Source organism: Solibacillus kalamii, from assembly GCF_002174535.1.
Lineage (GTDB): Bacteria > Bacillota > Bacilli > Bacillales_A > Planococcaceae > Solibacillus > Solibacillus silvestris.
The window spans coordinates 131,829-157,500 of sequence record NZ_NHNT01000008.1 but is presented as its reverse complement, the minus strand read 5'-3'; the positions used below and the strand labels follow the sequence as shown (position 1 = coordinate 157,500).

Annotated in this window: 22 protein-coding genes, 1 other RNA gene and 1 pseudogene; 19 read left to right on the top strand and 5 right to left on the bottom strand. The window is 34.2% G+C overall.

Annotated features, from left to right (window positions below):
* Nucleotides 1-40: 40 nt before the first annotated feature.
* The 4 genes from smpB to CBM15_RS12725 all read left to right on the top strand — a co-directional run bounded on the left by smpB (nt 41) and on the right by CBM15_RS12725 (nt 2,068).
* Nucleotides 41-505, top strand: a complete 465-nt coding sequence (gene smpB, locus CBM15_RS12740) for an SsrA-binding protein SmpB (protein ID WP_014822816.1) — start codon at nt 41-43, stop codon at nt 503-505.
* A gap of 224 nt (nt 506-729) precedes the next feature.
* On the top strand, nt 730-1,074 hold the full coding sequence (locus tag CBM15_RS12735; RefSeq protein ID WP_014822817.1) for a helix-turn-helix domain-containing protein: 345 nt from the start codon (nt 730-732) through the stop codon (nt 1,072-1,074).
* Nucleotides 1,075-1,233: 159 nt separating this feature from the next.
* Nucleotides 1,234-1,590, top strand: a transfer-messenger RNA (tmRNA) gene (ssrA, locus tag CBM15_RS12730).
* Nucleotides 1,591-1,795: 205 nt separating this feature from the next.
* Nucleotides 1,796-2,068, top strand: a complete 273-nt coding sequence (locus tag CBM15_RS12725) for a hypothetical protein (RefSeq protein WP_087617827.1) — start codon at nt 1,796-1,798, stop codon at nt 2,066-2,068.
* Between the two features lie 228 nt (nt 2,069-2,296).
* Here CBM15_RS12725 and CBM15_RS12720 read toward each other — a convergent pair whose 3' ends face one another.
* Nucleotides 2,297-2,935 carry a site-specific integrase gene (locus CBM15_RS12720; protein WP_239534833.1) on the bottom strand — a complete coding sequence of 213 codons (639 nt, stop codon included), beginning with the start codon at nt 2,933-2,935 and terminating at the stop codon, nt 2,297-2,299.
* A 176-nt stretch (nt 2,936-3,111) separates the two neighbouring features.
* On the opposite strand from CBM15_RS12720, the pseudogene CBM15_RS12715 reads away from it, so the two are divergent.
* From CBM15_RS12715 to CBM15_RS12700, 4 genes and pseudogenes are all read left to right on the top strand, one after another.
* Nucleotides 3,112-4,020, top strand: a pseudogene (locus tag CBM15_RS12715) (DUF927 domain-containing protein); the annotation flags it as partial.
* Between the two features lie 325 nt (nt 4,021-4,345).
* Complete coding sequence (locus CBM15_RS12710) at nt 4,346-5,839, top strand: type I restriction-modification system subunit M (RefSeq protein WP_087617825.1); 1,494 nt, start codon at nt 4,346-4,348, stop codon at nt 5,837-5,839.
* Nucleotides 5,839-7,068, top strand: a complete 1,230-nt coding sequence (locus CBM15_RS12705; RefSeq protein WP_087617824.1) for a restriction endonuclease subunit S — start codon at nt 5,839-5,841, stop codon at nt 7,066-7,068. Before CBM15_RS12710 ends, CBM15_RS12705 begins: the two co-directional genes overlap by 1 nt.
* A gap of 114 nt (nt 7,069-7,182) precedes the next feature.
* Complete coding sequence (locus CBM15_RS12700) at nt 7,183-10,116, top strand: type I restriction endonuclease subunit R (RefSeq protein WP_087617823.1); 2,934 nt, start codon at nt 7,183-7,185, stop codon at nt 10,114-10,116.
* 41 nt (nt 10,117-10,157) lie between these two features.
* Here the strand turns inward: CBM15_RS12700 and CBM15_RS12695 are convergent, their stop codons facing one another.
* Nucleotides 10,158-10,880, bottom strand: coding sequence for a M48 family metallopeptidase (locus tag CBM15_RS12695; protein ID WP_087617822.1), 723 nt, complete (start codon nt 10,878-10,880; stop codon nt 10,158-10,160).
* A 568-nt stretch (nt 10,881-11,448) separates the two neighbouring features.
* On the opposite strand from CBM15_RS12695, the gene CBM15_RS12690 reads away from it, so the two are divergent.
* Nucleotides 11,449-12,717: a Z1 domain-containing protein gene (locus tag CBM15_RS12690; protein WP_275584040.1), complete on the top strand. Its 1,269-nt coding sequence runs from the start codon at nt 11,449-11,451 to the stop codon at nt 12,715-12,717.
* A gap of 197 nt (nt 12,718-12,914) precedes the next feature.
* Here CBM15_RS12690 and CBM15_RS12685 read toward each other — a convergent pair whose 3' ends face one another.
* Nucleotides 12,915-13,049, bottom strand: a complete 135-nt coding sequence (locus tag CBM15_RS12685; protein WP_275656656.1) for a M48 family metallopeptidase — start codon at nt 13,047-13,049, stop codon at nt 12,915-12,917.
* Between the two features lie 121 nt (nt 13,050-13,170).
* Between CBM15_RS12685 and CBM15_RS12680 the strand changes: the two genes are divergently transcribed.
* The 8 genes from CBM15_RS12680 to CBM15_RS12640 all read left to right on the top strand — a co-directional run bounded on the left by CBM15_RS12680 (nt 13,171) and on the right by CBM15_RS12640 (nt 21,501).
* Nucleotides 13,171-14,793, top strand: coding sequence for a DUF6119 family protein (locus tag CBM15_RS12680; protein WP_087617840.1), 1,623 nt, complete (start codon nt 13,171-13,173; stop codon nt 14,791-14,793).
* A gap of 51 nt (nt 14,794-14,844) precedes the next feature.
* Nucleotides 14,845-15,348, top strand: a complete 504-nt coding sequence (locus CBM15_RS12675) for a hypothetical protein (protein ID WP_140405566.1) — start codon at nt 14,845-14,847, stop codon at nt 15,346-15,348.
* Between the two features lie 25 nt (nt 15,349-15,373).
* On the top strand, nt 15,374-16,435 hold the full coding sequence (locus tag CBM15_RS12670; RefSeq protein ID WP_087617818.1) for a phospholipase D-like domain-containing protein: 1,062 nt from the start codon (nt 15,374-15,376) through the stop codon (nt 16,433-16,435).
* A 517-nt stretch (nt 16,436-16,952) separates the two neighbouring features.
* Nucleotides 16,953-17,153 carry a hypothetical protein gene (locus CBM15_RS12665; RefSeq protein WP_087617817.1) on the top strand — a complete coding sequence of 67 codons (201 nt, stop codon included), beginning with the start codon at nt 16,953-16,955 and terminating at the stop codon, nt 17,151-17,153.
* A 617-nt stretch (nt 17,154-17,770) separates the two neighbouring features.
* On the top strand, nt 17,771-18,730 hold the full coding sequence (locus CBM15_RS12660; protein ID WP_239534831.1) for a nucleoside hydrolase: 960 nt from the start codon (nt 17,771-17,773) through the stop codon (nt 18,728-18,730).
* A gap of 553 nt (nt 18,731-19,283) precedes the next feature.
* Nucleotides 19,284-20,303: a hypothetical protein gene (locus tag CBM15_RS19565; protein WP_239534830.1), complete on the top strand. Its 1,020-nt coding sequence runs from the start codon at nt 19,284-19,286 to the stop codon at nt 20,301-20,303.
* Between the two features lie 132 nt (nt 20,304-20,435).
* Nucleotides 20,436-20,792: a cupin domain-containing protein gene (locus tag CBM15_RS12645; RefSeq protein ID WP_087617815.1), complete on the top strand. Its 357-nt coding sequence runs from the start codon at nt 20,436-20,438 to the stop codon at nt 20,790-20,792.
* A 259-nt stretch (nt 20,793-21,051) separates the two neighbouring features.
* Nucleotides 21,052-21,501 carry an NUDIX domain-containing protein gene (locus CBM15_RS12640; RefSeq protein ID WP_087617814.1) on the top strand — a complete coding sequence of 150 codons (450 nt, stop codon included), beginning with the start codon at nt 21,052-21,054 and terminating at the stop codon, nt 21,499-21,501.
* Nucleotides 21,502-21,840: 339 nt separating this feature from the next.
* Here the strand turns inward: CBM15_RS12640 and CBM15_RS12635 are convergent, their stop codons facing one another.
* Both CBM15_RS12635 and CBM15_RS12630 read right to left on the bottom strand, forming a co-directional pair.
* Complete coding sequence (locus tag CBM15_RS12635; protein ID WP_087617813.1) at nt 21,841-22,776, bottom strand: sensor histidine kinase; 936 nt, start codon at nt 22,774-22,776, stop codon at nt 21,841-21,843.
* A 9-nt stretch (nt 22,777-22,785) separates the two neighbouring features.
* Complete coding sequence (locus CBM15_RS12630; RefSeq protein WP_087617812.1) at nt 22,786-23,484, bottom strand: LytR/AlgR family response regulator transcription factor; 699 nt, start codon at nt 23,482-23,484, stop codon at nt 22,786-22,788.
* A 162-nt stretch (nt 23,485-23,646) separates the two neighbouring features.
* Here CBM15_RS12630 and CBM15_RS12625 point away from each other — a divergent pair, with 162 nt between their 5' ends.
* On the top strand, nt 23,647-24,396 hold the full coding sequence (locus tag CBM15_RS12625) for an ABC transporter ATP-binding protein (protein WP_087617811.1): 750 nt from the start codon (nt 23,647-23,649) through the stop codon (nt 24,394-24,396).
* Nucleotides 24,389-25,540 carry an ABC transporter permease gene (locus CBM15_RS12620; protein ID WP_158100210.1) on the top strand — a complete coding sequence of 384 codons (1,152 nt, stop codon included), beginning with the start codon at nt 24,389-24,391 and terminating at the stop codon, nt 25,538-25,540. Before CBM15_RS12625 ends, CBM15_RS12620 begins: the two co-directional genes overlap by 8 nt.
* Nucleotides 25,541-25,672: the final 132 nt, after the last annotated feature.

Here is a 25,672-nt window from a genome sequence, read left to right as displayed (position 1 = left end):
CATCATAGCTCTTAACCTTTAAAATAGAGGTGTAAAGCGAATGGCAAAAGGCGCAGGTAAAGTTTTAGCTCAAAACAAAAAAGCGAGCCATGACTACTTCATAGAAGAAACAATTGAAGCCGGGTTGGTACTGACAGGAACGGAAATCAAATCCGTACGTGGTGCCCGTGTCCAGCTGAAGGAAGCGTATATTAGTGTGATGGGCGGAGAAGCATGGGTGAAAAATATGCATATTTCGCCATTCGACCAAGGGAACCGCTACAATCATGACCCATTACGCGAACGCAAGCTGCTCTTACATAAAAAGCAAATCAGTGAATTAGTTGGTGCCGTGAAGCGTGACGGCTATACAATTGTTCCGCTGAAAATGTATATTAAGGACGGCTATGCGAAGCTACTAATCGGTCTTGCAAAAGGTAAGAAAGATTACGATAAACGTCATGATATGAAGAAAAAAGAAGCGAAGCGTGACATGGAACGTGCTTTCAAGGACCGCCAGCAATAACCGGAAATCCGTCGTTTTAAGCGGCATTAATAAATTAACCAAAAGAGATGTGTTAAACGAATTTGTTTATTTTTTAACACATCTCTTTTTTTCGGGCAAAAATAATGGTTTTCAATCTAAAAAATGGGGGTACAAATGTAAGATGATGTAGACGTAAGGTTGAAATAACAGAATTTGGGGTGTTTTAGTCAATGGCAATAGCATACGTAGGGGGATTTCCACAAGTGAATGGATTACGCAACGCAGAATTAGTTGATAAAGTTGTTATTTTAGTTGAAAAGTATAGTGTACATGGGCATTGTTTAGCATTAGTCGAAGAAATAATTGCCGACGAGTATCCGAATTATAATATGATTTTCCAGCAGCAAGTCGGGATGCCGGTAAATGAATATATTACGAAAGTTCGTTTACACAAAGCAGAAGGGTTACTGGAAGATACGGAAATGGACTTCAAGGAAATTTCAAAAATGATCGGCATGAACGGTTACTTTGAATTTACCCAACTGTTCAAGCGATTCCACGGTGTCACACCGGTAGACTACCGCAATCAGCTGCATAAACAAGGTTAAGAAAATATTGGCAGTGTACGAGAGAAGCAGATTTACTTGCAAGCTCAGCCGGTTTGTCATATAATTGACTGTACTAGCCAGTGTGTATCTACTCATACGGTACACGTTTTAAAGAGCATTTCGCTCTTTTCCGAACTTAACTCGGGTTTACTACTACTCGGGGACGTTACGGATTCGACAGGGGTGGTTCAAGCTCTGGTCGCGCGTCGGAGGTCTCGTCTTCGTCAACAACGGAAGTTATATAATAACTGGCAAACAACAAAACTTCGCTTTCGCAGCTTAATAGCGCGTAGCACTCAGCCTGTCTATCGCCCATGTAGACTACGCTGGGTTCAACTTAAGTGGGATACGATCGTTGGCACCACCTGAGTCAACGGTAAGAGATTCCCAGGTTAGCGATTCGGACGCCTGTCTGTCGGCATAAGAACTCGCGAATTGCAAGTAGACAAACTACACGCGTAGAAGCCGGCGTATTGGAGCTTCTGGACGTGGGTTCGACTCCCACCGTCTCCATAATACGATTTCATTGAGTTTCAATGAATGTCAAAACCCTTGTAAATCAAGGGTTTTTTATTTTGTTTAATATCATACAGTTTCAACGAATATCAATCAAACGTAGTCAAAAACGTAGTCAAAACGTATTCATTTTAAATTAAGATACATTTGGATTGACTAAAGGTTTAACTAAAGGTATCCTATGGTTAGAATGAGGTGATAATTAATGGCAAAGACGTTTTATCCTAAGATGTTTATTTCAATACCTGCTAGTAATCCCCATCCCGCTAATACTGAATATAAGATCTCTATTGGTGAAGAAATTTGGGGAGATCGAAATAACTTAGTAGTAAAAGTTCAAATGGTTTATGATGGTGAAATAGCTGGACGACGTAGCCCTTCATATCCTGTAGGAACTGATGATTACACTAGAGTTAATGCTGCTATTCAAAAATTATTAGCTAAGTATGATGAAAATGATGAAATTCAGTATGTTTAAGGAGGACAAATTATATGCCAGCTCCACTCACTAAAAAATGATACAGTTGTAATCAGGTAAAGTTATTAGATGATTTTTATCATAATCGTACTAAACCTGATTTTCACAATGGTATTTGTAAAGAGTGCCAAAAGATAGTTAACGACAAGAATAGAAAGTAGTAAAAATGTTAATATAAATAATGTAAGGCATTGTAGTTTTTCGATTAAACTATGATGCTTTTTTATTCTAAATCTCTAAATAACTAGCAAACTTCTGAATAGCCTCTTCCTTAGCCTTTTTTGTAACGTGGGCGTAGATGTTCATTGTTGTTTGAACGTCCCTATGACCTAAACGATCTTGAACTTCCTTTAGGCTAGCTCCAGCTTCGAATAATAATGAGCAATGTGTATGACGTAAACCATGTGTCGTAATTATTCCTAGCTTGTATTTCTTCTGTACATGTAAAATCCACTTACGGGTTTTAGTAGGCTGTAAATATTCATTTACTTCATTACTGAATACTAGCTGCTTTGGTTGCATTGTGTTGTAACCAAGTATTAAATAGTCCTGCTTTTGTTGCTTCTTCCATTCTTTCATAACAGCCATTGTTTTATCATCCATTTTAATTGAGCGTGCTACACCTGTTTTCGTCGTTTTCATATATAGCTGATTATCTTTCCCACGTGATATAGCTTTATTAATACGAAGCTCATTTGAAGTGAAGTTTAAATCATTCCATGTTAAAGCTAATGCTTCACCTTTACGCATGCCACTAAATGCTAATAATCGGAATAATGCATAGGCTTTAAAATTACTTTCTTGCTCTATAGCATACGCAGCTAAGGTATTAGATTTTGCAGTTAAACGTGGATACTTACAAACCAACCCATTTACACATGTTGAAGCACCTGTAAATGTATCTAAAAAGCGAATAGTTCAGGATAATGGAGAAGAAGCGGAAAATTTCTATACACGTGAACAACTTATTCACTTCCTGTCATGCCCCCCACCATTAATTAAAAACTACAGCTAACATTAAGGAATAGCGTACAACACCAGCCGCTTTCGAGAGAATCGCTTCTTATTCCTATATTTATCCCATTTATCTGGATGATACGAAAAAAATTGAGAATGAGAAAGATGTCGAGAAAATTATTTATATGTTATCTGGAGGGAGTGGTAAAGGCAGAGCTACAGCAGATGGCTTACAAGAAACCAGAAATTGGCATAATATTATGCTTTCTACAGGGGAGTTTTCTATTCTAAACTTTGTAAAAGAGTCTGGTGGAGTAGCAGCACGTTGTATTTCTCTTGAATTAAAGTCTAATCGTAATGATCAACATTTTTTTGATGAAGTATACAAAGGGTTGGATGAAAATTATGGTGCAGCTGGATATGCATTTTTAGAACATTGGAAAGAACTAATTAATGAAAAAGGAGAAGAACTTAAAGAACGTTTAAAAAAGATTACTACTGAATTAATTAGTAATACTTTTAATCAAGTAATTATAAGGCTAGCTAGGAATTTTGCAATTATTGTTTTAGCAGCAGAGATATTAAATGAAACATTTGATTTTGATATTGATATTTCAAGCTTTTATAAGCTATTTGAAGCATTTAAAGGAGAGAATCGACAAACTGATCTAGCATCAGCTCGATTAACAGCATTACTAGATAGAATTGATTCTGAACGAGCATTTGGTAGGAAATACTATTTATCAAAAACGGGAGATTTATTATTACCAGTACAATATTTAAATGATTTTTTAGGTAATAATAGCTCGATTATTAGACAAATTTGGGTAGAAAGAGGAACTACTGAAAAAACTGTTGATAAGGTGACGGGAAAAGTTACTGATTATAAAAAGCGTCATACAGTAGATGTAGTAAATAAGACATCTCATAAACGAAATACAGTCGCTATAAAAAAAGAAGTTATTATTGAATTAGGCTATGACTATCAAATTTAATATGAAACTTTGGAACTTATTGCACTAATCCATTGGTATATATGAGTTAAATGAGTTCCAAGGAGACAGAACTTTTAGGAACTCACTACGGAACCTTTAACAAAAGTTCTTAAGAAATTCTTTGAAAGTTCTCTAAAAGTTCTAGATAGATATCCTTAGAATGCGCTATTTAATAATGTTTTCATAAAAAAGTTCCAAAGTTCCACAGATAATGAGACCTTGTAAAAGTTATTATTACAGGGTCTTATTTCTTTAAATATTTCTTTGTAATAAGTCTTCAATGCATACATAATAGAAGTTAGAAAGATTTTAATGGAGGATTATTATGACACAACTAACATTACAAGAGTTAGAACAGCATCTGTGGAAGTCAGCCGACATTCTGCGCGGATCGGTTAACTCGAATTCATATAAAAATTACATCTTTGGTCTGCTATTTTTAAAGCGTACAAGCGATGTTTTTAACGAACAACGTGCAGAGATTATTGTACAATACGGCGAAGAAGCTGGTGCTCAATTAGCAGAGCTTCCAATGAACTATCAATTCTATGTACCTGAAGCCGCGCGTTGGGAAACCGTTCGTAAGCAAGCAACGAATATCGGTGCAACGATTAATGTCGCATTTGAAGCATTAGAAAATGAAAATGCAACGTTAACAAACGTCTTAACACCAATCGACTTTAACAATAAAGAAGTTCTAACAGACGATATTTTACAGCGTTTATTACAGCATTTCTCGCAATTAGATTTAAGTAATAAGAACTTATCAGAGCCAGATATGTTAGGCCGCGCTTACGAGTATTTAATTAAAATGTTTGCGGATGATGCAGGGCAAAAAGGTGGCGAATTCTATACACCATCTAAAGTCGTTGAACTAATCGTTAAGCTTATTAAACCAGAAGAAGGAATGCGTGTATACGATCCAACGTGTGGCTCGGGCGGTATGCTAATTCAAGCTGTAGACTATATAAAATCAATTGGCGGCAATCCACAATCATTATCGCTATTCGGCCAAGAGCGCAACTTAGATACGTGGGCGATTGCAAAAATGAACTTATTACTGCATAACCTACCAGACCACCGTATTGAAAAAGGGGACACGCTACGTAATCCTAAGCTAGTAGAGGATGGCGAGTTAATGCTATTTGACCGCGTAATTGCCAACCCACCGTTTTCATTAAAAGAGTGGGGCATTGACGAAGCAAAGGCTGACTCATACGGCCGCTACCAATTCGGGATTCCGCCAAAATCATACGGCGATTTCGCGTTTGTACAGCATATGATCGCATCATTAAATAGCAACGGGATCGCGGGTATTGTGATGCCACACGGGATTTTATTCCGCGGTGGTGCAGAGGGTAAAATTCGTAAAGCGATTGTGGAGCAAGACTTACTTGAAGCAGTAATTGGCTTACCGCAAAACCTTTTCTACGGCACAGGTATTCCAGCGAGCATTTTAATTTTCAACCGCAACAAGCCAGAGGAACGTAAAGGCAAAGTATTCATTATCGCAGCAGAGGCGGATTTCCAACCAGGCAAAAACCAAAACGCCCTACGCGACGAAGATATTACTAAAATCGCCACAGCATTTGCCGCGTATAAAGACGTTGAAAAATACGCACGCGTCGTATCGTTAGAGGAAATTCAAAATAACGAATACAACTTAAACATTACACGCTACATTGATAAATCGGAGGAAGAAACGCTAGTGGATATCACAGCTGTTTTAACAGATATTCAAGCGTTAAAAGCACAGCAGCAGCAAACAACCGCAAAGCTGAATGCATACTTAAATGAATTAGGGTTAGGTGAGCTTTAATGGAACTGTGGAAATATAAAAAACTTGGAGAGGTTTTTGAAATTAATACAAAATCAATTAATCCTCAAATAATTGATGAAGAACTAGTTCACTATAGTTTGCCTGCATTTGATAGTACAAAGTTGCCTATTATTCAGTCATCAAAGGATATATTAAGTAATAAAACAGTAATTGATAGAGAGACTTTACTGGTATCAAAACTGAATCCTAGAATATCTCGTATTTGGTTGGTTAAAGAAATTGATGAGCATTTAAAATCTGTATCTTCAACAGAATTTATAAATTATATTTCAAAAGAAAACGTGAATTTAGATTTTTATTATCAATATTTTAAGTCGGAAATTTTCCAAGAGGAGTTACTCGCCTTAGAAAGTGGTACAACAGGAAGTAGAAAAAGGGTAACGCCAAAAGATACATTTAAATTGAAATTACCTATGCCCTCGATTCAAGAACAACAAAAAATCGCCTCAATCCTTTCAACAGTAGACAAGCAAATGGATCAAACCGAGCAGTTAATTGTAAAAACAAAGGAACTGAAAAAAGGATTAATGCAGCAATTGTTAACCAAAGGCATTGGGCATACGGAGTATAAGCAGAGTGAGCTTGGGGAGATACCTATTGAATGGGAAGTCGCGAAATTAGATTCATTAGGGAAATGGTTTAGTGGAGGGACACCTTCTAAAGCTAATAAAGATTACTGGTCTCAAGAAAAAGCAATTTTATGGGTAACGTCTACAGATATGCATCAAGATAGAATATCTGATACAGAGTTATATATTTCTGAAAAAGGCCTAAAAGCTAAAAAATTAAAACTTTTGCCTAAAGAAACATTAATATTTGTAACTAGAAGTGGAATTTTAAAAAGAAGATTACCTATTGCTGTTGCTCAAACAGAATTAACTATTAATCAGGATCAAAAAGCATTTGTTTGTAATGATAATATAAAGCCAATGTATATTTTTTATATAATTCAAGCATTTAATAAACAAATGAGAGAAAATTATGTGAAAACAGGAACTACAGTGGAGTCAGTAGATTTTGATGCATTTAAAAAACAGTTAATATCATTACCTCCCTTGGAAGAACAACAAAAAATTGCCTCAATCCTTTCAACATTAGATGAGCAAATCGAAAGCTATGAAAAGGAAAAAGTGAAATATGAGGAATTGAAAAAAGGGCTAATGCAGCAGCTATTAACAGGTAAAATACGTGTAAACGTAGAGAAGTAGTAAGGGGAGGAAGGGCCGCGCTTGTGGCTCTTTTTCTATATCCATTTTCTTGAAGAAAAACATTTAGTATAATGAACGCATACATAAAAAAGTATTCGAAATGAGATGATGACAATGTCACAATATGAATATGAAAAAGTAGAAAAGCCGTTTATCGACGAGCTTGTTCGTTATGGCTATACGCATTATACGGGGGCGCAGCTAGAGAGTGAGCGTAAGGCGACGCACATTATTTTAGAATCTCGCTTCCGTGCTGCGATTCAACGATTAAATCCGTGGATCTCAGATGGCAATGTCGATAAAATCGTTCATAAATTTACGGCGGTGACGACGACGGATTTATGGGAGGCGAATCGTCAAATATTTGATTGGCTGTTTGGTGAAGGGATTACAATCGAACAAGATTTAGGGGGCGGTAAAAAGGGGCAAACGGTTCGTCTCTTTAATTTTGGTGAGCCGACAAGCGCGGATAATGAATATTTAGTCGTCAACCAAATGACGATTACAAATGCGAACGGCTCGCTTCGTCCTGACATTTTGCTTTATATTAATGGGCTGCCGCTAGTGATTGTGGAATGTAAAAGCCCTAAGTTACAACCTGAAAAGCAGTTACCTGAGTGCGTGAAGCAGTTTGAGCGTTATGTTGAAACGAACGAACGAGCTTTTTTATATAATCAGTTAATGATTGCCACAAGTTCTGACCGCGCTAAAGTAGGGACTTTATTTGCGAAAGCACAGCATTACGGGCTATGGTCAGATCCTTATCCAATCCATAAAGATGCCATAGGAACGGATAACCCACAAAGTATATTGATAGCTGGGATATTAAGAAGAGAGGTTTTGTTGCCTCTTTTAAATAACTACATCGTGTATGACGGTAAGGTGAAGAAGTTTGCTCGTTACCAGCAATTCCGCGCTGTAGAAAAGGCTGTTGACCGTATATTGTATGGTAAAAAGCCAGAATTGCGCGGTGGTGTAGTTTGGCATACTCAGGGGTCAGGAAAGTCTTTAACGATGGTTTATTTAGCAAAACGTTTAAGACGTGAGCCAAGTCTAAAAAATCCGATGTTGGTCATTGTAACGGACCGTGAAGATTTAGATAATCAAATTACTGAAACGTTTTTATCTTGTGGATTCCCTAATCCTAATCAAGCGGCCTCTGTAAAAGACTTAAAAGAGCAGCTAGGTAAAGGGCAAGGTACTACGGTAATGACACTTATTCATAAGTTTCAGGCACGTGAGGATGAAGTGTTTCCTGTTATTTCAACTGAAGAAAACATAATCGTAATGACGGATGAATCACATCGCTCACAATACAAGGGACTAGCGATGAATATGCGTAAAGCTTTACCGAATGCTACTTTCATCGGTTTCACAGGTACGCCTATTAATAAAAAAGATAAGTCTACAACGGGAAAGTTCGGTTCTTATATTGATGAATATACAATCGACCGCGCTGTCAAAGATGGAGCTACAGTTCCTATATTCTATGAGTCACGTCTACCTGAACTACAAATGCAGGGTGAAACATTGGATGAGCTATTCAATCGTAGCTTTGCCGAATATGACGATGATGCCAAAGAGCGTATTAAAGAGAAGTACGTGAACAAAGAATTAATTTTAACTTCTCCAAAGCGAATGCGCGATATTGCATTAGATATTGTGAAACATTATGAAGAAAAGATTCTAGTAAATGGCTATAAAGCACAGGTAGTAGCAGTATCAAGACGCGCTGCTGCGTTATATAAAGAGCTGATTGACCAGTTTGCAAACGGCTCATTTGAAACAGCTGTTATTTTTTCAGAGGACCAAAATGATACAGATGAGTTATTAAAGAAATATAAAACTTCTAAAGAGGAAGAAAAAGCTCTTATTAAGCGATTTAAAAAGCCTTTCTCAGAGGATAAGCTGGCTATGCTGATTGTATGTGATAAATTGCTAACAGGATTTGACGCGCCAATCGAACAAGTTATGTATTTAGATAAGCCTTTGAAGGAACATAACTTATTACAGGCTATAGCACGTACAAATCGCCGCTACGATGAGCATAAAACATATGGGCTTATTGTAGATTACTTTGGTGTGTCTCGCTTCTTAGATGAGGCGCTAGAGGTGTTTAGTGAGAGTGATGTAAAAGGTGCACTTATTTCGATTGATAATGAATTGCCGCGCTTAGAAAGTCGACATAGAGCTGTAATGCGTTTCTTTGATAAATTGTCAAAGGACCAGCACGAGCAAGCGGTTCTTCGATTGAAAGAAGAAGATGTGCGCGCTCAGTTTGATATTGCATATAAAAAGTTTGCTCAAAGTATGGATCGAGTATTGCCAGATCCGAAAGCGGAACGATTTGTAGCGGACTTCAAATGGGTCAGTGTTATTAGACAGCTTGCACGATCACGCTACGCAATTGTCGATGGGATGGACATTTCTGATTGTGGGGAAAAGGTACGTCAAATAGTTCACGATTATATTCTTTCGACGGGTATTGAAGTGCGTAATCCAATTTCGATATTAGATGGCAACTTTAAGAAAGAAATTGAAAAACATACTTTACCTGAATCTAAGGCCGCAGAGATGGAGCACGCAATTAAACGTGAAATTACCGTCAAAATGGGCGAAGATCCGGTATTCTATAAGTCATTAAAGGAAAAAGTAGCAGAGTTGCTTGAAAGGCTAAAATCGGAGCAATTAACGATACAAGAGTACTTGGATGAATTAGAGCAAGTGAGTGAGCAGCTAGTTCAGAAAGCGAGCGGCAAAACAGAGTCAGGGCTTTCAGTATATGAAGAGCCTTACTTAAATATTTTGAGTGAAATATGTGAGAGCCGCGCGGATTATGAACTAAAGGAAATAGCGAAGGACGTTCATCAAATGATTGTTGATGAAATAACACCTATTACTGATTGGACGAAAAAGACCGATTTCAAGCGTTCTCTAGATTCGAAAGTGCTAATGTGGCTAGTGGGTAAAGGAATGACTGTACAGGAAGCGGGAATGCTTACAGGGCATTTTAGGTCTTTAGCTGAGAGACAATACGGAAATAAATAATAGTAAAGCGCGGAGTTCAAATTTTATGAACTGCCGCGCTTTTAAATATATAATTTTCGTCCATTTAATCGAAGCCACTCTTTTTTATCTATATAATCAGGATCAAGCATCTCAAGAGTATCCCAAAACTTAGGAGAATGATTCATTACCTTTAAATGAGCCATTTCGTGAGCAATTATGTAATCTAGAATAGGCATAGGTGCTAAAAACACTTTCCAATTCAAAATTATATTGCCGGATGCAGTGCAGCTACCCCAGCGTAGTTGTTGATCTTTAATTTTAATTTCACTAGGAATTAAATTAGAGGTTAATTGGTAACGTTTAACACGTTCTGCCGCCACTCTTTTTGCACGAGCCATAACCCACTTTTTGAATTCTGGATAAAGTATTTCTCTTAACTGATCATCGCTTACAGTTGAAGGCACTATTGCAATGAACTTGCCCTGTTTAAAGGAAAAAGATGGCTTTTCAACAGCCTCTTTAAAGACTTTTAACCGATAATTTCTGCCTAGATAGGGTAACTTCTCCCCCGATAAAAATCTAATTTTCTCCTCATATGATTGAATTTCTTCAAAGTCATCTAGCTGCTGTAAAATCCAAGTCGCTTTTTTGCACAAAACAGCCTCAATTTCGGCTTTGCCCGTTTTCGCAGGTGCGATTACCTTTACACCTGTTTCTGAGACTTGAATCGCTAAGGTTTTGCGTCTGCTACTAAAATCTAATGTATAAGAAATGACAGTATTTCCGAATTGAATATGATGCATTGTCATTCCTCCTCTTATTATTATTAAATCTAAGTCCTTTATATTATACAAAGTAATTTATTAGCCGCCATAAATAAATTATAAGAAAGTCAGGGGATAAAATCTCATATTTGAAATTGACTATTCTTTTTTTGAATAAATCAGGTGATATTAAAGTTTTTATAGTTGTTTGTTTTTGTTATATTTTTGATTAATTGCTATTTCGAAAAACAGCTTATTTTTTTTGTTCCTTTTTTTGAAATAGTTGATATATAAGAGGTTGTTTCGTTTTTGTAAATAAAATTTAATCGTTTATTTTAAAAAAAGAATTATCAAAAAAATACTTAATTTTGTGACATTTTTACTTAATAATGTAAAATAGGTAAATTTGTTACTTAAATGTTAACTTCTTTTTCGAAGAGTTTGGGTAATTGCTATGAGGAATATGCTAGGTTAAAGTTGGAGGAGTTAGAGGAGAGATTATATTGATTAAAACCGAATTTGAGGAATTCATAGATTCAGATTTGTTTTCGAAAGAAGAATTATATATTAAATTTCCTAATCTAACTTTTCTTTTTAAATTTAATAATTGGGGGGTTTTATAAGGAATTTTCAGTTAGGTTTAAAAGATAATCAAAGAAATCCTTATTGTATGTTGCTTCATATTGATTATAAAAAAAATGGGCATAAAATAATTAAAAAACGTATTCAGCAGTTAACAGAAAAAATAGTTGATAGCATTGAAAGAAACGAACAAGTATTTTTTGGATTATTAAATCGTTGTTACGCTAATTTATATAAATCAAAAATTAAATCTTCTAAGTTTCCTAGTCGAGAAGAAGTGATTAGAAACCTTTATATTGCTCTAAAAGACGAAGTGAAAACGCTTGTGATAAATTCTGACCAAGAGAAATCAATAAAGTATGATGAAACTGGAGAAATGGTATTAGATACACCTTATACAGTATTTATAGGTGCATATGCTGTAACTAGAGGTGTTACATTTAAAAATCTTATTAGTTTCGTTTTTGGACGTAATTCTAAGGAAAAATGTATGGATACTTCTATTCAACAATTACGAGTATTAGGTTACCGTACTCTTGATGACTTGAGTGTAACTAGAATGTACGCAACTTATAATATGGTCCAGACTTGGTTTAAAATGTATGAATTAGAACAGGAGTTTAAAAAATGCTGGGCTAACTATGAAAAAACAAGGAAAGATATTCATTATAATGAGCTATTAGATTTAGTGAAAATGGGTGTATCAATAGATAAAACCTTTAAAGTAACAAATTCATCAAAAATACCTAAAGATAAGGTTAAAGTTAAACCAAATTCATTTATTGTAATTAAGGATTTTGATGTCCATAAGAATAAAAAAAGAGCTTCTAAATATTTAAGTAGGAATAGAGCGTTTATTAAAAAGTTATCTAAACAATATGGAATTAAGCAAATAGAGAATTCAAAAGCTACGTATATTACAGCAGAAGTAAATGCTGCAAAAGAAATATTAAAGAATGTACACGCCTCTATAGAAGGGATTAATGGAAATAAAATTGGTGGATTTACAGAAGTAATTTCTGTTTTGGAAAAGTATAATTATATTCATATTTATACAAAGGATAATAGGGGACGAAGTCATATTCGACAAGATGATAATCAAAAGGGGCGATATGATCTACAACCACATTCAGGACAAGATAAGATTAACGCTAAAAAAATTTCTAATGGCTTGCCAGTATTAATGGTTTTAATTCAGAATCCTGAAAATGGAAGTAGTTTTTCTGTACCTGTAATTTGGCTTGTTTTATATGTTCCAAGCAGTTTTGATAAGATATTTTTGATTAGTAGATAAAATTTGCAGCTAGATGGTTCTAACGATATTTTTAGGCGTACTTTAGATTCCTAAGGTTTAATGTGGCTTGTGGCAAAAGGGATTACTGCTCAAGAAGCAGATATTCTTACAGGGCATTTTAACTCATTAGCTGAGAGAAGATACGGAAATGAATTATGGTAAAGCGCGGTGTTCAATATTATGAACTACCGCGCTTTTTAAATATATAATTCCCGTCCGTTTAATCGGAGCCACTCTTTTTTATCTTTATAATCAGGATCAAGCATCTCAAGAGTATTCCAAAACTGAGGAGAATGATTCATTACCTTTAAATGAGCCATTTCGTGAGCAATTAGGTAACAAGAGGCATAGGTACTGAAATACTTTCCAATTAAGACTATCGAGGAATCTATTGATTTGTTAGTGAATATAAAGGTAATATCTAATTACATATTATGGAATGTAGGTGATTTGATGACGAAAGTTAATGTGTATAAAATTGACCCGAAAAATCATAGAGCATTTGAAGAGAGTTTAGAGGGGAAATTAGATTTAATTACTCAAAATAGTGATATAGATGGGTTTTACTTTAAATATTACGAGTTTGTACCTAACGGTGAGAATACCAAATCTGTAGGGTGGAAATGGATATTAAGAGAATTTAATAGAGAAGAAATTAGAATTAATAATCAACCTAGAGCGATATTAATTATACAGTTTGATGATGAAATGTTTGCTATATCTTTTGGCAGTTCTTATTTTTATATAGATAGATATGCAGATAAGGATTTTCCTTTTGACATTGCTAAGCGTGTTAAGTGTACTGAAATTAAAACAACTACTGTAGTTTCACCAAATGTTAGGAGAAATAAAAGCATTAATTCATTTGTAAATTATTCGGATCTTGAATTTGATAGTGGTGAGTCTTTTGCAAAGTTAAAGGCTAAAGTAGAGATTGGAGAATTAAAAGGGGATATTAGTATTGGAGAAATTTTTGAATTTGGTAACTCAATCAAAGTAGATATCAAGAAGCCTGATTTAGAAATCGTTAGTAAGCTGATAGGGCTTTTTAAAGAAATTTTGAAATTAGAAGCTATTTATCCAATACCATTATTTAATAAAGTAACAGATGTTCAATTAATTGACGAGCTTGAGAAAAAACTAAAAGAGAATTGTGAAAATAATAAAGAAAGAATAGGGATATCAGAAGTAGATATTATTGGTGTAAATGAAATCTTTAATAATCAAGATGCTACATATCTGTTAATGTTAGATAATGGGAATGAACAGCTAGAAGAAATAACTTATTTAGAATTAGAAAAAATAGCTGAACAAAAAAGGTTCAAGTTAAGTGATAAATTACTTGATTTGAAAATTCAGGTTATTAAAGAAGACGGTACAACTTATACTGAAAGAGTAAAGAAGTTGATTGATTATGTCGATGATGAAAAAAGATGTGTTTTAAACAAAGGGGTTTGGTATCATTTCAACGATGATTATCAAAATTATTTATCAGCTTCATTATCTGAAATAGATGTTTTTTATGATAAAAAGTATGATTTTTCTGAAGAAGTTCATAATGAATATTTGGAAGGAAAATATAATGAAATTAATAAAAATGGAGAATATAAGAATCTATCAAAGGAAGAAGTAATTAAAAAAATAAAGAAAAAATTTTATGCTGAATATACTTTTAATTCTTTAAGAAAAGAAGATGGATTTGAGCTTTATGATCGACAGAATGTAAAAGTAATTAATTCTAATGTGGAGTTAATGGATTTATATAAAGATGAGACTATGTTTGCAGTAAAAATAGGTAGTGCATCTTCAGATTTATGTTATGCAATTGATCAATCATTGGCTTCTTTAAAAGTATATAAGCATAGACTAGCTAAAGATAAGGATTTAATACCAATAAAAAATATAGCAATTTGGTTGATTTTAGAAAGAAAAACAGAATTAGAATTGATTGATTGTATTAAACCAGATATTAATCAGTTAGATATGCTAATGTTAAAAAATAGATTAGACCACTGGAAAAAAGAAGTTAGGTTAAATGGATATAATCCTATAATTAATATCAACTATAGGAAGTAATTTTTTTGAAAAATAAAATAATCTATGATTTTCAAAAAAAAAAGATTCGATGTGATTAAAGTGTATAGGAATTTTGTATATCCTGAAGAAGAGCGATTAATTGAATTTGCAAAAGATATAGAGCAACAATTTTTTACTGTTGCTCCATACCATTTTAAATATCCAGATGATATAAAAAATGATATTATTTGGGATAAGGAATTGATTAGTGAAATAAAAGAATTAAATAAACCATTTTTGTCTGGCCTAACTCAAAATGCAAACCTTTATATGATTTATACAAGGGTATCGGAAAGTAGTGAATGGAAACCAAAATATTTTGGTCAACGTAAATCACAAGGAATATACGGAAGAATTATAGCGCATTTAGTAACTAAGAATGAGGCTACTGGAGCTAAGTTAGGTAAGGTCAAAGAGGCTTTAAGGAAAGGTGAAGAAATAGGTATTAATTTAGTGAAAATAACACCAGAGGAATTAAGACTATATATAGAAGGATATATTATAAAACAAAATTCGAACCTCCTTGATTGGAATAATCATAGTAAGAATAGATAAAAATGTTATAGAAAGGAAGATTATTATGAGAACGGAAATAAATGTTTCAAATGCTCGAATGGTAATAACTAGAGACGAATTAGGATTTCAAGAAGTAATTGATGATTTTAGAAATGCTGAATACATATATATTATTACTTATAATATATCTAATAGTAATGATGAATTACTAGATAGCTTGAGAGATATTGATGAAAATACAGAGATAAAATTATTTACGAACATACCAAATCGGTTTGAAAGCTATTTTTCAAATAGAAGTAGAGAAACTGCTAGAGCTAGAATTAATACTTATATAACTAGATTAGATCCTGAAACATTTCCAGAGAGATTTGCTAGTTTTTTTATGTTTAACAATCATATGAAATTAGTAATGACAAATAATATTGCATATTTAGGATCAGCAAACTATTCTGATGAATCTGCTAATAGTTTTGAAGCGGGATTTATTTTTGAAGATAATGAAGCGATAAGTGAATTAAAGGGGTTTATCGATGATGACTTTGAATTAAGTGCGCAACCGTATTATATGGCTAATTATGCACCTTTATTATATTTTATTAGAGAATTAGAAGTTTTTAGAGTTAAATTTAGTGAAGAAATTTGGGGAGTTTGGGATGTTCACGGTAAAGAATTTGAATATTTCAAAGGAAAAGAAATTAATTTAAATACACAAATTGTTGATGAATATGAATATATTGTTGATGAATTAAAAACATCTATACGGGAACTGACGGACGTTTTAGCTAGTTATGAAATTGATTTAACACCACTTGAAGCATTAGATACACAGCTTAATGACTTTACGGTGGATCAATATGTAATTGACTATCTGGAATTTGATGATAGGGACTATATTGATGACCTTATGCAAGAAAATGTTTTATTAATGACGGAAGATGTTTTAGATGACTATGTACAAGATTTTACGCAACAAGCATTTGAAATAAAAGATGATCTGGCTACACAAGCAGTAGACGGTTTTAAAGAATGGGAGAAATTTTTAATTAATGTTATTCAAGAACTATCTGCATATGTAAGCGAGATTCAAAATATAATTAATCCAAGAATCGATAATACGAATTGATTTAAAATTGCCCCAACAGCATTTTTAATTACTGAGTCAAAAACTGAGTCAAAGAAGTTTTTGCTATTTTAGAGAGGCCTTGAAACCAATAATATCAAGAGTTCTTGTGATTTTGCTTCAAAGCCCACCGTCTCCATACATAAAGTGGCTACAAACGTAGTCATATCAACGATTTAACAGACTAGGGATATTGAACGAGAGTTGAACTCTTGGACAATATCCCTTTTCTTATCCCTATGGAAATGTACTATATTTGAACACGCTCAAAGACCTTCTAAATTATCTTTAGGAGGTTTTTTCTATGTCTAATAGAAAACGTAAGCATGGCATTTTCGCAGTTTCTCATGAAGCAGTATAGATGATTCAAAAGGAGGAAACACAACAACAGAAGCTAAAAGGTAAACCAATAGCGGAAGCACTTGATACAATTATTGGTCCCAAAAATTACCTTATATAAAAGAGAAAATACAAGCGTTACCGAGTAGTGCTGAGTAGAAACTTTTAGGAGGCAAAAAAGATGGAGAGTAAAAAGTGTAGCAATAAGAACTGCCAGAGATCTCTGCCAGTTGGATATAAACATAAGCAATGTGAAAATTGTAGAAATAAACGTGTAAAACATGTTGGTGATGTTGGAAAAGGGGTATTAGGCGTAGGGATTTTAATTGGAAGTACTGCACTCACAATAGTGACAAAAGGAAAATTTAATCTTAAAAAGTAATAGTAATCTTAATGGGTAGGGAGATATTAAGTCTGCCACAGATGCAGTGAATACAGCAACTACAAGCGCTGCCAAACATTTTTCATAGTTTGTCAAAGTACTGCTAATTTCTGATACATTCACGATGAATAAAACAACTAAGAGCCCAGCAGCTAGTGGAAATGCTTTGATTGCATCGGTTATTCCTGCAAATTGTTGAAAGATTCGATTAAACCTCATCAAAGATACCCCCCTTTATGTATTCATTATATGCTTTTATTTTATATGCTCAAGTTAATAATTTTCTCTTATTCTATGAACAAATCCCTGTTGGTACCCATACCTAATACAAACAACTCCTTAAGCATGAATGTTTGTGCTTAAGGAAATCTATGGAGTACTTTATTAGAAAATTCACACAATAAGAAGGTGACTGGGATCGTCCGGATATAGAAAAAATCGAGAAGGATACAGAAGACTTAATGCTTATCGAGTTTTCTCGTCATAAGGGTATAGATTATTAAATAAATGTGAGTATATCTTGATTTTATCAGGATGTACTTTTTTGCTTTAATTAACACACTGGTTATGGCAATCTAATACTGAGACTATAAATGAAAGAATTAGGTGAATACAGCATGATAAGACGACCGTTAATTATTGACACAGATCCAGGTATTGATGATGCAATGATGCTAACCGTAGCATTTGCCAATAAGGATATTTTTGATATTCGTTTAGTAACGACTGCATCGGGAAATATTTCGCAAAGTAAGGCGAATTACAATGCACATGCATTTTTAAATTATATTGGAGAAGACGTTCCAATTGCACGAGGGCTTGAGCAACCGATGTTCCGCAAGCTTGAAGTAGCAGAGGAGATTCATGGTGCATTTGGGTTTGGAAAAGTAGAGTTTCCGAAAGTGGAAGTACCGGCAAATGTCCGTCCAGCAGTTGCAGCTATGCGTGAAACGATTTTAGCGAGTGAGGAGAAGGTAACGATTGTTGCGACAGGTCCTTTAACAAATATCGGTGCATTATTACTCGCTCACCCAGAAGTAAAGGATAACATTGAAACGATTTCATGGATGGGTGGCGCAGCACAAGGTGGCAATAAAACAGCCGTTGCCGAATTTAACGCCTATGTAGATCCGCATGCCGCTCAAATTGTGATGCAATCAGGTGTACCGATGAGCATGTGCGGTTTGGATGTTACGCACAAAGCATTCGTCACACAAACTGAAGCGAAAAAAATTCTAGACATCGGTACAGAATTTTCGCAAAAGGCTTATGATCTTGTGACATACTATTTGGACGTAGCCAAACCAACACCGTTCAGTGAGCCGCATTACGCAGATGTGCTCCGTTTCCATGATGTTTCTGCCATCATGTATTTACTGCATCCTGAGTTTTTCAAAGGAACAGACTACTATGTAGAAATGTCGACAGAGGGTATTACAGCAGGTGCGACAGTCGTAGATCTACACAATTCAACAGGCAATAAACCAAACGTGCATGTATTGCATGATGTGAATCGCGAAGCATTTGTTAACGTATTTATGGATGCCGTCCGGACAATTTCAGATCGACTATCATAAGAGCCACTAATCTTTTCAACGGTATCTGATAAATTATATGCGAAAACGAAAAACGTTGTTAAAAGCAGTATTTTCATCTTAGGTCCAGTATTAGCGCTAAGTGGTATTTTCTATTTTATTGGAACATTGATGTCATCAGATGTACTTGCTATTGCGTTTCTATCGCTAGCATTTAGTTTAGGATGTCTGACACTTGTTTTGCGTCCTGCCATTTTAGTAGATTTGGTAGACAAAAAAGACATCGGTAAAGTACAAGGATGGTTTCTAATCTTCAAAGATCATTATTCATTTTAGAGGCGGTATGAAGCATAAATCTATATACAAATATCATTCCCAAGTTAAGTTGTGGACGCAGAAAATCAATCTTCAACAATCAGGCGCGATCCTTCAATAAGAAGATCGCGTTTTTCCGTTATAGGGCCAGATGTAGAGAAAAGTTATCACATATTTATCCATAACTTAATCGTTATAGTGATGAATTAGACTTAAACTAAAGAGGAAGGATAATTGGATAAGGTTTGGATAGAATACCTCTAAAAAGAGGGTTAGAAAAATGAAAAAAGTAGTTTTTGTTGTCTTAATATTATTAGTTTCAGTAGGTACTATTGAGAAATTATCTGCTCGTTCATTACAATCAGCTGAAAAAACATTAGAAGTCAGTAAACACCAAGAATTATCAATAAAACAAGCTATTGAATTAGCATATCCATCAGCATTGAAATGGAATGAAAATGCTCAATTATTAGTTGCAATCAATATAGATATAGATAAGCCTGGGAAGGGAATTGGAGCAAACGGTAAAAGGGAAAATTGGAATATTTCGTTTGGAGTGCCAGACACTAATAAGTATTTTTTAGTAACCATCCATGATGGGGAAATTGATGGACTAAATGATTTGACAACAGAAGGTACATCTCCCTATCCCCAAAAGGAGTTTGTAGGAGCTGCTGATATTAAATACGATTCACCTGAATTACTAAAAAAAGCATTAGAAATGGGCAGTATTTATCCAGGTAAAGACTGGGCAAAAGGTTACAATTTTATGCTGCGAAAAGACACAGTGACAAATATCTCCCTAATGTTAGTAATAGGTTGGAATAGCAATCAGACAGAAATGAAAGCAGTTGGCTTTAATGTAACAACAGGAGAATATATTCCGCCAAAAAATTTGTTAGGGATTTTGATGTATTCTCAAATAGCATTTGCTGAAACAGATGAGGGAGTACCATTTTTGATTAGCAATGGGAAATGTCCTGACTCGCAAAATTTGGAGCCTGTGAGTTCAGATAAAGGTCTTCTAAATGCATTGAACACAATCATACCCGAGGTTTATAAAAATCAAAATTACAAAGGATGGAAAGTAGAAACCATAGCACATCTTTCAGAGTCACCACATCCAGATGCTTATTATGCAATGGCTAAAAATTATTGCGGAGAAGAAATAGCTAATAATTCTTGGTTTGTAGAAGTTTTATTTCCACAATACTTACCAGCATACGATGCTTCACATAGGCAAATTTTTGTTACTAAAAACAAACAGGGGCAATGGTTTGCTTGGTTTAGATTTTATTAATGCCTATTAAACAATCGGGCCAGATTGTTGAATAAGAATCTTTTATACAATGTTAAGTTTAATAAGAATTAAAGGATTATCGTTCAATATTGTTGAATAAGTGTTCTATATCCGGATGCTTGGAGGTACATAATGGATTTTTATAAAATTAGTAAAGAAAGTGGTAAGAAGATTTCTCATTTTAATTCAAATTTTATAATGTCCCGAGTTATTCAAACAGATGAAAAAACCAATATTGGATGGATGCACTTAGAGGAAGGTGGCGTTATAGGATATCATCAAGCAGTAGTACCCCAACTTTTATTAGTAATAGCAGGAGAAGGGTACGTACGTAACGATAAAGAAGAGTATTTTATGGTCCAATCTGGAGATGCGGTGTTTTGGAGAAAAGATGAATGGCATGAAACTAAATCAGATAAAGGCTTAACTGCTATTGTAATTGAAAGTGTTGAGCTAAATCCTTCCTTATTTATGCCCTTAAAGAAATAAGATGTAGTGAAATCGCTTTGAAATTCCTGCAATCCAAAAAACCTAGTCAGAGGCTTCCAGCTCCATTAACAATCGGCGCTTTTCTTGAGTAAGAAAAGTGCTTTATTCAATTAAAGGGCCATTTAATTGAATAACTTCTACGAAGAATCTTGATGAAATTATGTTAAAATTTAGGTTAGAGTGAGAAGAAATATATTAAAATTTAACGGGACATTTTAGTAGGAAAAGAAATAGAACTTCAATTAGGGATGGGGAACAATTGATAATTACAAAGAATAATGGTTTTCAATTTCTTGAATTTCTTTTTGTAAAAGAAACTGAAATATATAATTATCACCGATTGGCTGGATCTTATGCGGTAATAAAATGTGATGACAAATATCTTTTATGTTATAACACTTTAAGAAATCAATGGGAATTACCAGCTGGACAAAGGGAAACTAATGAAACACCAAAAGACTGTGCAATTAGAGAACTTTATGAAGAAACTGGGCAAAGAGTTTTAAATATAGAATTTAAAGGTTTGTTAAAAGTTAAAAACGTAATAAAGGATGAAATTAAGTATAATCCTGTCTATTTTGCTACTCTTGAAAAACTCCAACCATTTCAAAAAAATAACGAGACATCTGAAATTCAATTATGGGACTTAGAGCAAAAGATTGGTCACATCGATGAAGTAGATTTAAAGATATTCGATTTTATAAAATAAGACAGTGTTCTTATTTTATTAGGGGAGCTTTAGTTAATTACGATATTCCACAATCTGGGCGCTATTCTTCAATAAGAAGAACGCGTTTTTCTTTTATAGGACCAGAGTGTGGAATACATATTTACATGTATAGCATTACGTAGGGTGAACCATATCATAAGTAAATGCGGTTTCAAGCAGTTTCAATTATTATATTTAAGCTGCTCTTTAAGAATATTGACTAGAGGTTTAAACATGGAGAAATTGAACTTTGAATAAGTATATGAAGCATTAAATAACTCAAGCTTTAATAATCTAAACCTTATCATTATCTTACGAGATGTAGATTATTGAAGCTTTTTATGAAACGACATTAGGGATTTTACACGTAATTGTAAATGTTTGCTTCTCTGCTATAAATTCTAAATATCCGTTATGCTGCTCTATAATTTGCTGAATAATTGAAGTGCCTAAACCATTATGATTTGGTTTTGTTGTAACACCAGTCTTGGCAAACAATTGGTCAGCAATTTCCTTCTGCAAGGGGACCGTATTGTTTGAACAAGTTAATAGATATAGACCGCTTTTTTTGCGAAGGCTTAATTCAATAAAAGCTTGTTTGTTATACTTCGTTTGCCATTCAATACTTGCATCAATTGCATTTTCTAATATATTCCCTATTAGCTGAACGATTTCATCAGATGAAAGGGATAAATTTGATACAGGTGTTTCAAACGAATAATTAATTGCAATGTCGTGGCTTCGTGCCTTTTCGTAGTTCGTATATAATACGGCTGCTACAGCCCCCTGCTCTCCCTTTATCGACAAGTTCGTCTGTTCATATCGCTTTATTAACCCTTGCATATAGGTTTTCGCTTCATCTACCTTATCTTTTTCCAGTAAATAAGCAATTGCTGATACATGCTTTAAGTAATCGTGACGTTCTTTACGTACCTCTTGAAATGTACGATTAAATTCTACTAGCTTTTCATTTACTTCTAACTGTACTGTTGAAGTCCTAAATAGCGCTTTCTGCTTTTGTGAACTATACATAACCACAAGCAATGCGCCAAAAAGTAATAGTAGATTTTGTACACTCTTACCATTTAATACATAGACCCCATACATACATAAATGAATTATTACACTCCAATCAATCTTTAACGTAAATCTTTTCATAGCTACTAATGTTAAAATGATGCTTATTGGAATGCTTATGTATAAGGAAAGATAGCCTACTGTTGCGAGGGCAAAATGGGTACAACAAATGATGAAAAAAAATAGTTTATGTTTCATATAGCCACCTCAAAAGTAGTTTTTTTGTATAATATCTAAGTTTTCCTTTGTAATAACTGCTTTTTCTTCAATTCCTTCAAAGGACACCAAATAGGAATTCTTCGCGTATAACGAAAAATTTAATATGTATTGGATATTGATAATAAATGAACGATGAGCTCTTATAAACAAACGGTCCCTTAGCTCTCCTTCTAATTCATTTAAGGTTTGATAGGTTTTTACAGGACCATTTTTTGTATAGATCGTTGTAGCACGACCTGAACGTTCAATAAATATAATGTCTTTTTTTTGTACGATATGAATATCAGATTTTTGCTTAATAAAAATCCGGCCTGATAACTCGGCTTTCTGTTGCTTCGCTAATAATCTTTCAACAGAAGATACAAGTCTTTCTTTCGTATAGGGCTTCATTATGTAATCATGTACGTTCAATTCAAAAGCATGAACAGCGTACCCACTATTGCCTGTTACAAAGATAACCATAATTTGTAAGGCGTGTGTATAAATAATATCAGCTAATTCGTAACCCGATAATTCTGGCATTTCTATATCCGCAATAAGTAAATCAATCGATTGCTTTTTTATTTCCTCATATGCTTGGTGAGCACTTGTAGTAGCAAATACAATATTTGTTTCTTCGATTGGCTCTATAATTGCCTTTAGTTTATCTAAATCAATCGCTCGGTCATCTACTAATCCTACTCTCATGTTATACACCTCGTAATAAATATACACTATACGTAAAATTTTGACAGTTCTACAATCCATTCTCCCTTTTCACGACATAATAAGGCATTTTTGCGACAACATTGCAGACACCTCTTGTATTTATTTGTACGATGAAGACATCAAATAAACGAGGTGACGGAAATGATTGAAATTACAGAAGTAACAAAACAATTTCAAAATAAAAAACAATATATAACTGCCTTAAAGCAAGTTTCCTTAGAAGTTCATGAGGGTGAAGTACTTGGGCTCCTAGGTGAAAACGGTGCCGGGAAAACAACCTTACTACGAGCAATCGCTACTCTAATTGAACCGTCTTCAGGTAGCGTTGAAGTAGCAGGTTTTCATACCGTAAAGCAATCTGATGAAGTGAAAAAACGTATCGGAGTGCTGTTTGGTAGCGAAACAGGACTTTATGAGCGACTAACAACACGTGAAAACTTAGAGTATTTTGGTTCACTCCATGGTTTAGGTAAGCATGAAACAAAAGTACGTATTGAAAAATTAGCGAAAATGTTTGGCATGCGCGACTATTTAGATCGCAAAATTGGAGGCTTTTCAAAAGGTATGCGTCAAAAAGTGGCCATTGCAAGAACATTATTACATGATCCAGATATTGTACTCTTTGATGAACCAACGACAGGACTAGATATTACATCATCCAATACTTTCCGTCAGCTTGTGCACCAACTGAAACGTGAAGGGAAAACCATTATTTTCTCTAGTCATATTGTAGAGGAAGTAACGATGCTATGTGACCGAGTAGCAATGATTCATAAAGGTGAGCTTGTCTATGATGGCACTCTTGAACAACTTTATGCTGAAGAAGGCTCAAGCGATTTAAACTATATTTTCATGAGTAAATTAGTACGTGGAGGAAATGAAGATGCTTAATATATTCAAAAAAGAGTTAAAGGATACATTTCGAGATCAACGCACATTAATTTTAACTGTATTTTTACCATTAGTTTTAATGTCAGCATTAGTATTTTTCTATGAAAAAATGATGGCGCCTGAAGAGGATATTCAGCTTCATGTCGTGACAGAAAAAGAGCAGCTAGAGTTTGTAAAAGGTTTACTAGATGGAAAAGAAAATTTACAACTTCGCGCTGTTGATGATGTAGAAGCTACCATTAAAGAAGGTGAAGCAGTAGCTGGGCTTGTTCTTACTGGAGACTTTGAAAAGCAAATCGCTGCTGGAAATGCGGCAACAGTTCAAATTTTAGGCGATGAATATAGTGAAAATAGCTATATTGCCATGTCAGCAATCGAAATGGCATTAACACAGTATAGTCAGGCAATTGTTTCAGAACGTTTAGGACAACAAAATGTAGAAACGTCAATTTTAACACCTTTTACAGTTAATAAGGTACAAGTAATCGAAGGTGATCAATCTGTACAAATGATGAGCTTCCTTATCCCAATGATGCTAGTTATTGCAGTAGGTGTAGGTATTTCATCTTCAGCAGCAGATTTTATTGCAGGGGAAAAGGAACGCCGTACGATGGAAGCTTTATTAATGACTCCTGTAAATCGCAGTTCATTTTTATTAGGCAAATGGTTAACACTTGTAATACTTGCTACTGTTACAGGTATATTAACGTTAGGAATTGTGTTTATTGAAATCTATTTCTTTACAGAACAGTTAAAATCCGGCTTAACAATGGAAGGAAATGTTTGGTTAATTGGTACGGTCGCTCTTTTAATTATCATTAGTTTCGCTGCATTGATGGCTTCAGCGCTATTGCTGACAAGTATTTTTGGGAAGACGGTAAAGGAAGCACAAAGCTACGGAACACCCATAATTATGGTTGGAATTTTACCAGCATTATTCATCACAAGTGTCGGGCTAAATGAATTAACTACTACACATTTTTTAGTACCAATCTTAAATGTCTTTGCTACTTTTAAAGAATTATTTGTTGGAATCATTGATATCGAGCATGTATTTCTAACACTTGGAGTTAACATAGCGTTAGCGTTAGTAATTCTAACAGTAGGCCGTATATTATTTGCGAAAGATAAATGGGTGTTGTAATAATATAAATAATAGCAGATCCCTTGTGGCTACATGCAAGGGATTTACTTTTATTAACTTAATTTTTTCTATTGTAATTACAGCTATTCTACTTTTGTTTTAGGTGATTTAATTGAAGATTAAACCACTTAG

Excerpts from the sequence above, each read along its gene's own strand:
- CBM15_RS12700 (WP_087617823.1), top strand. The coding sequence starts at position 7,183 with ATGTCACAATATGAATATGAAAAAGTAGAAAAGCCGTTTATCGACGAG.
- CBM15_RS12705 (WP_087617824.1), top strand. The coding sequence starts at position 5,839 with ATGGAACTGTGGAAATATAAAAAACTTGGAGAGGTTTTTGAAATTAAT.
- CBM15_RS12625 (WP_087617811.1), top strand. The coding sequence starts at position 23,647 with ATGATTGAAATTACAGAAGTAACAAAACAATTTCAAAATAAAAAACAA.
- smpB (WP_014822816.1), top strand. The coding sequence starts at position 41 with ATGGCAAAAGGCGCAGGTAAAGTTTTAGCTCAAAACAAAAAAGCGAGC.
- CBM15_RS12620 (WP_158100210.1), top strand. The coding sequence starts at position 24,389 with ATGCTTAATATATTCAAAAAAGAGTTAAAGGATACATTTCGAGATCAA.
- CBM15_RS12630 (WP_087617812.1), bottom strand. The coding sequence starts at position 23,484 with ATGAGAGTAGGATTAGTAGATGACCGAGCGATTGATTTAGATAAACTA.
- CBM15_RS12670 (WP_087617818.1), top strand. The coding sequence starts at position 15,374 with ATGAGAACGGAAATAAATGTTTCAAATGCTCGAATGGTAATAACTAGA.
- CBM15_RS12680 (WP_087617840.1), top strand. The coding sequence starts at position 13,171 with ATGACGAAAGTTAATGTGTATAAAATTGACCCGAAAAATCATAGAGCA.
- CBM15_RS12645 (WP_087617815.1), top strand. The coding sequence starts at position 20,436 with ATGGATTTTTATAAAATTAGTAAAGAAAGTGGTAAGAAGATTTCTCAT.
- CBM15_RS12635 (WP_087617813.1), bottom strand. The coding sequence starts at position 22,776 with ATGAAACATAAACTATTTTTTTTCATCATTTGTTGTACCCATTTTGCC.
- CBM15_RS12725 (WP_087617827.1), top strand. The coding sequence starts at position 1,796 with ATGGCAAAGACGTTTTATCCTAAGATGTTTATTTCAATACCTGCTAGT.
- CBM15_RS12660 (WP_239534831.1), top strand. The coding sequence starts at position 17,771 with ATGATAAGACGACCGTTAATTATTGACACAGATCCAGGTATTGATGAT.
- CBM15_RS19565 (WP_239534830.1), top strand. The coding sequence starts at position 19,284 with ATGAAAAAAGTAGTTTTTGTTGTCTTAATATTATTAGTTTCAGTAGGT.
- CBM15_RS12695 (WP_087617822.1), bottom strand. The coding sequence starts at position 10,880 with ATGCATCATATTCAATTCGGAAATACTGTCATTTCTTATACATTAGAT.
- CBM15_RS12710 (WP_087617825.1), top strand. The coding sequence starts at position 4,346 with ATGACACAACTAACATTACAAGAGTTAGAACAGCATCTGTGGAAGTCA.
- CBM15_RS12665 (WP_087617817.1), top strand. The coding sequence starts at position 16,953 with ATGGAGAGTAAAAAGTGTAGCAATAAGAACTGCCAGAGATCTCTGCCA.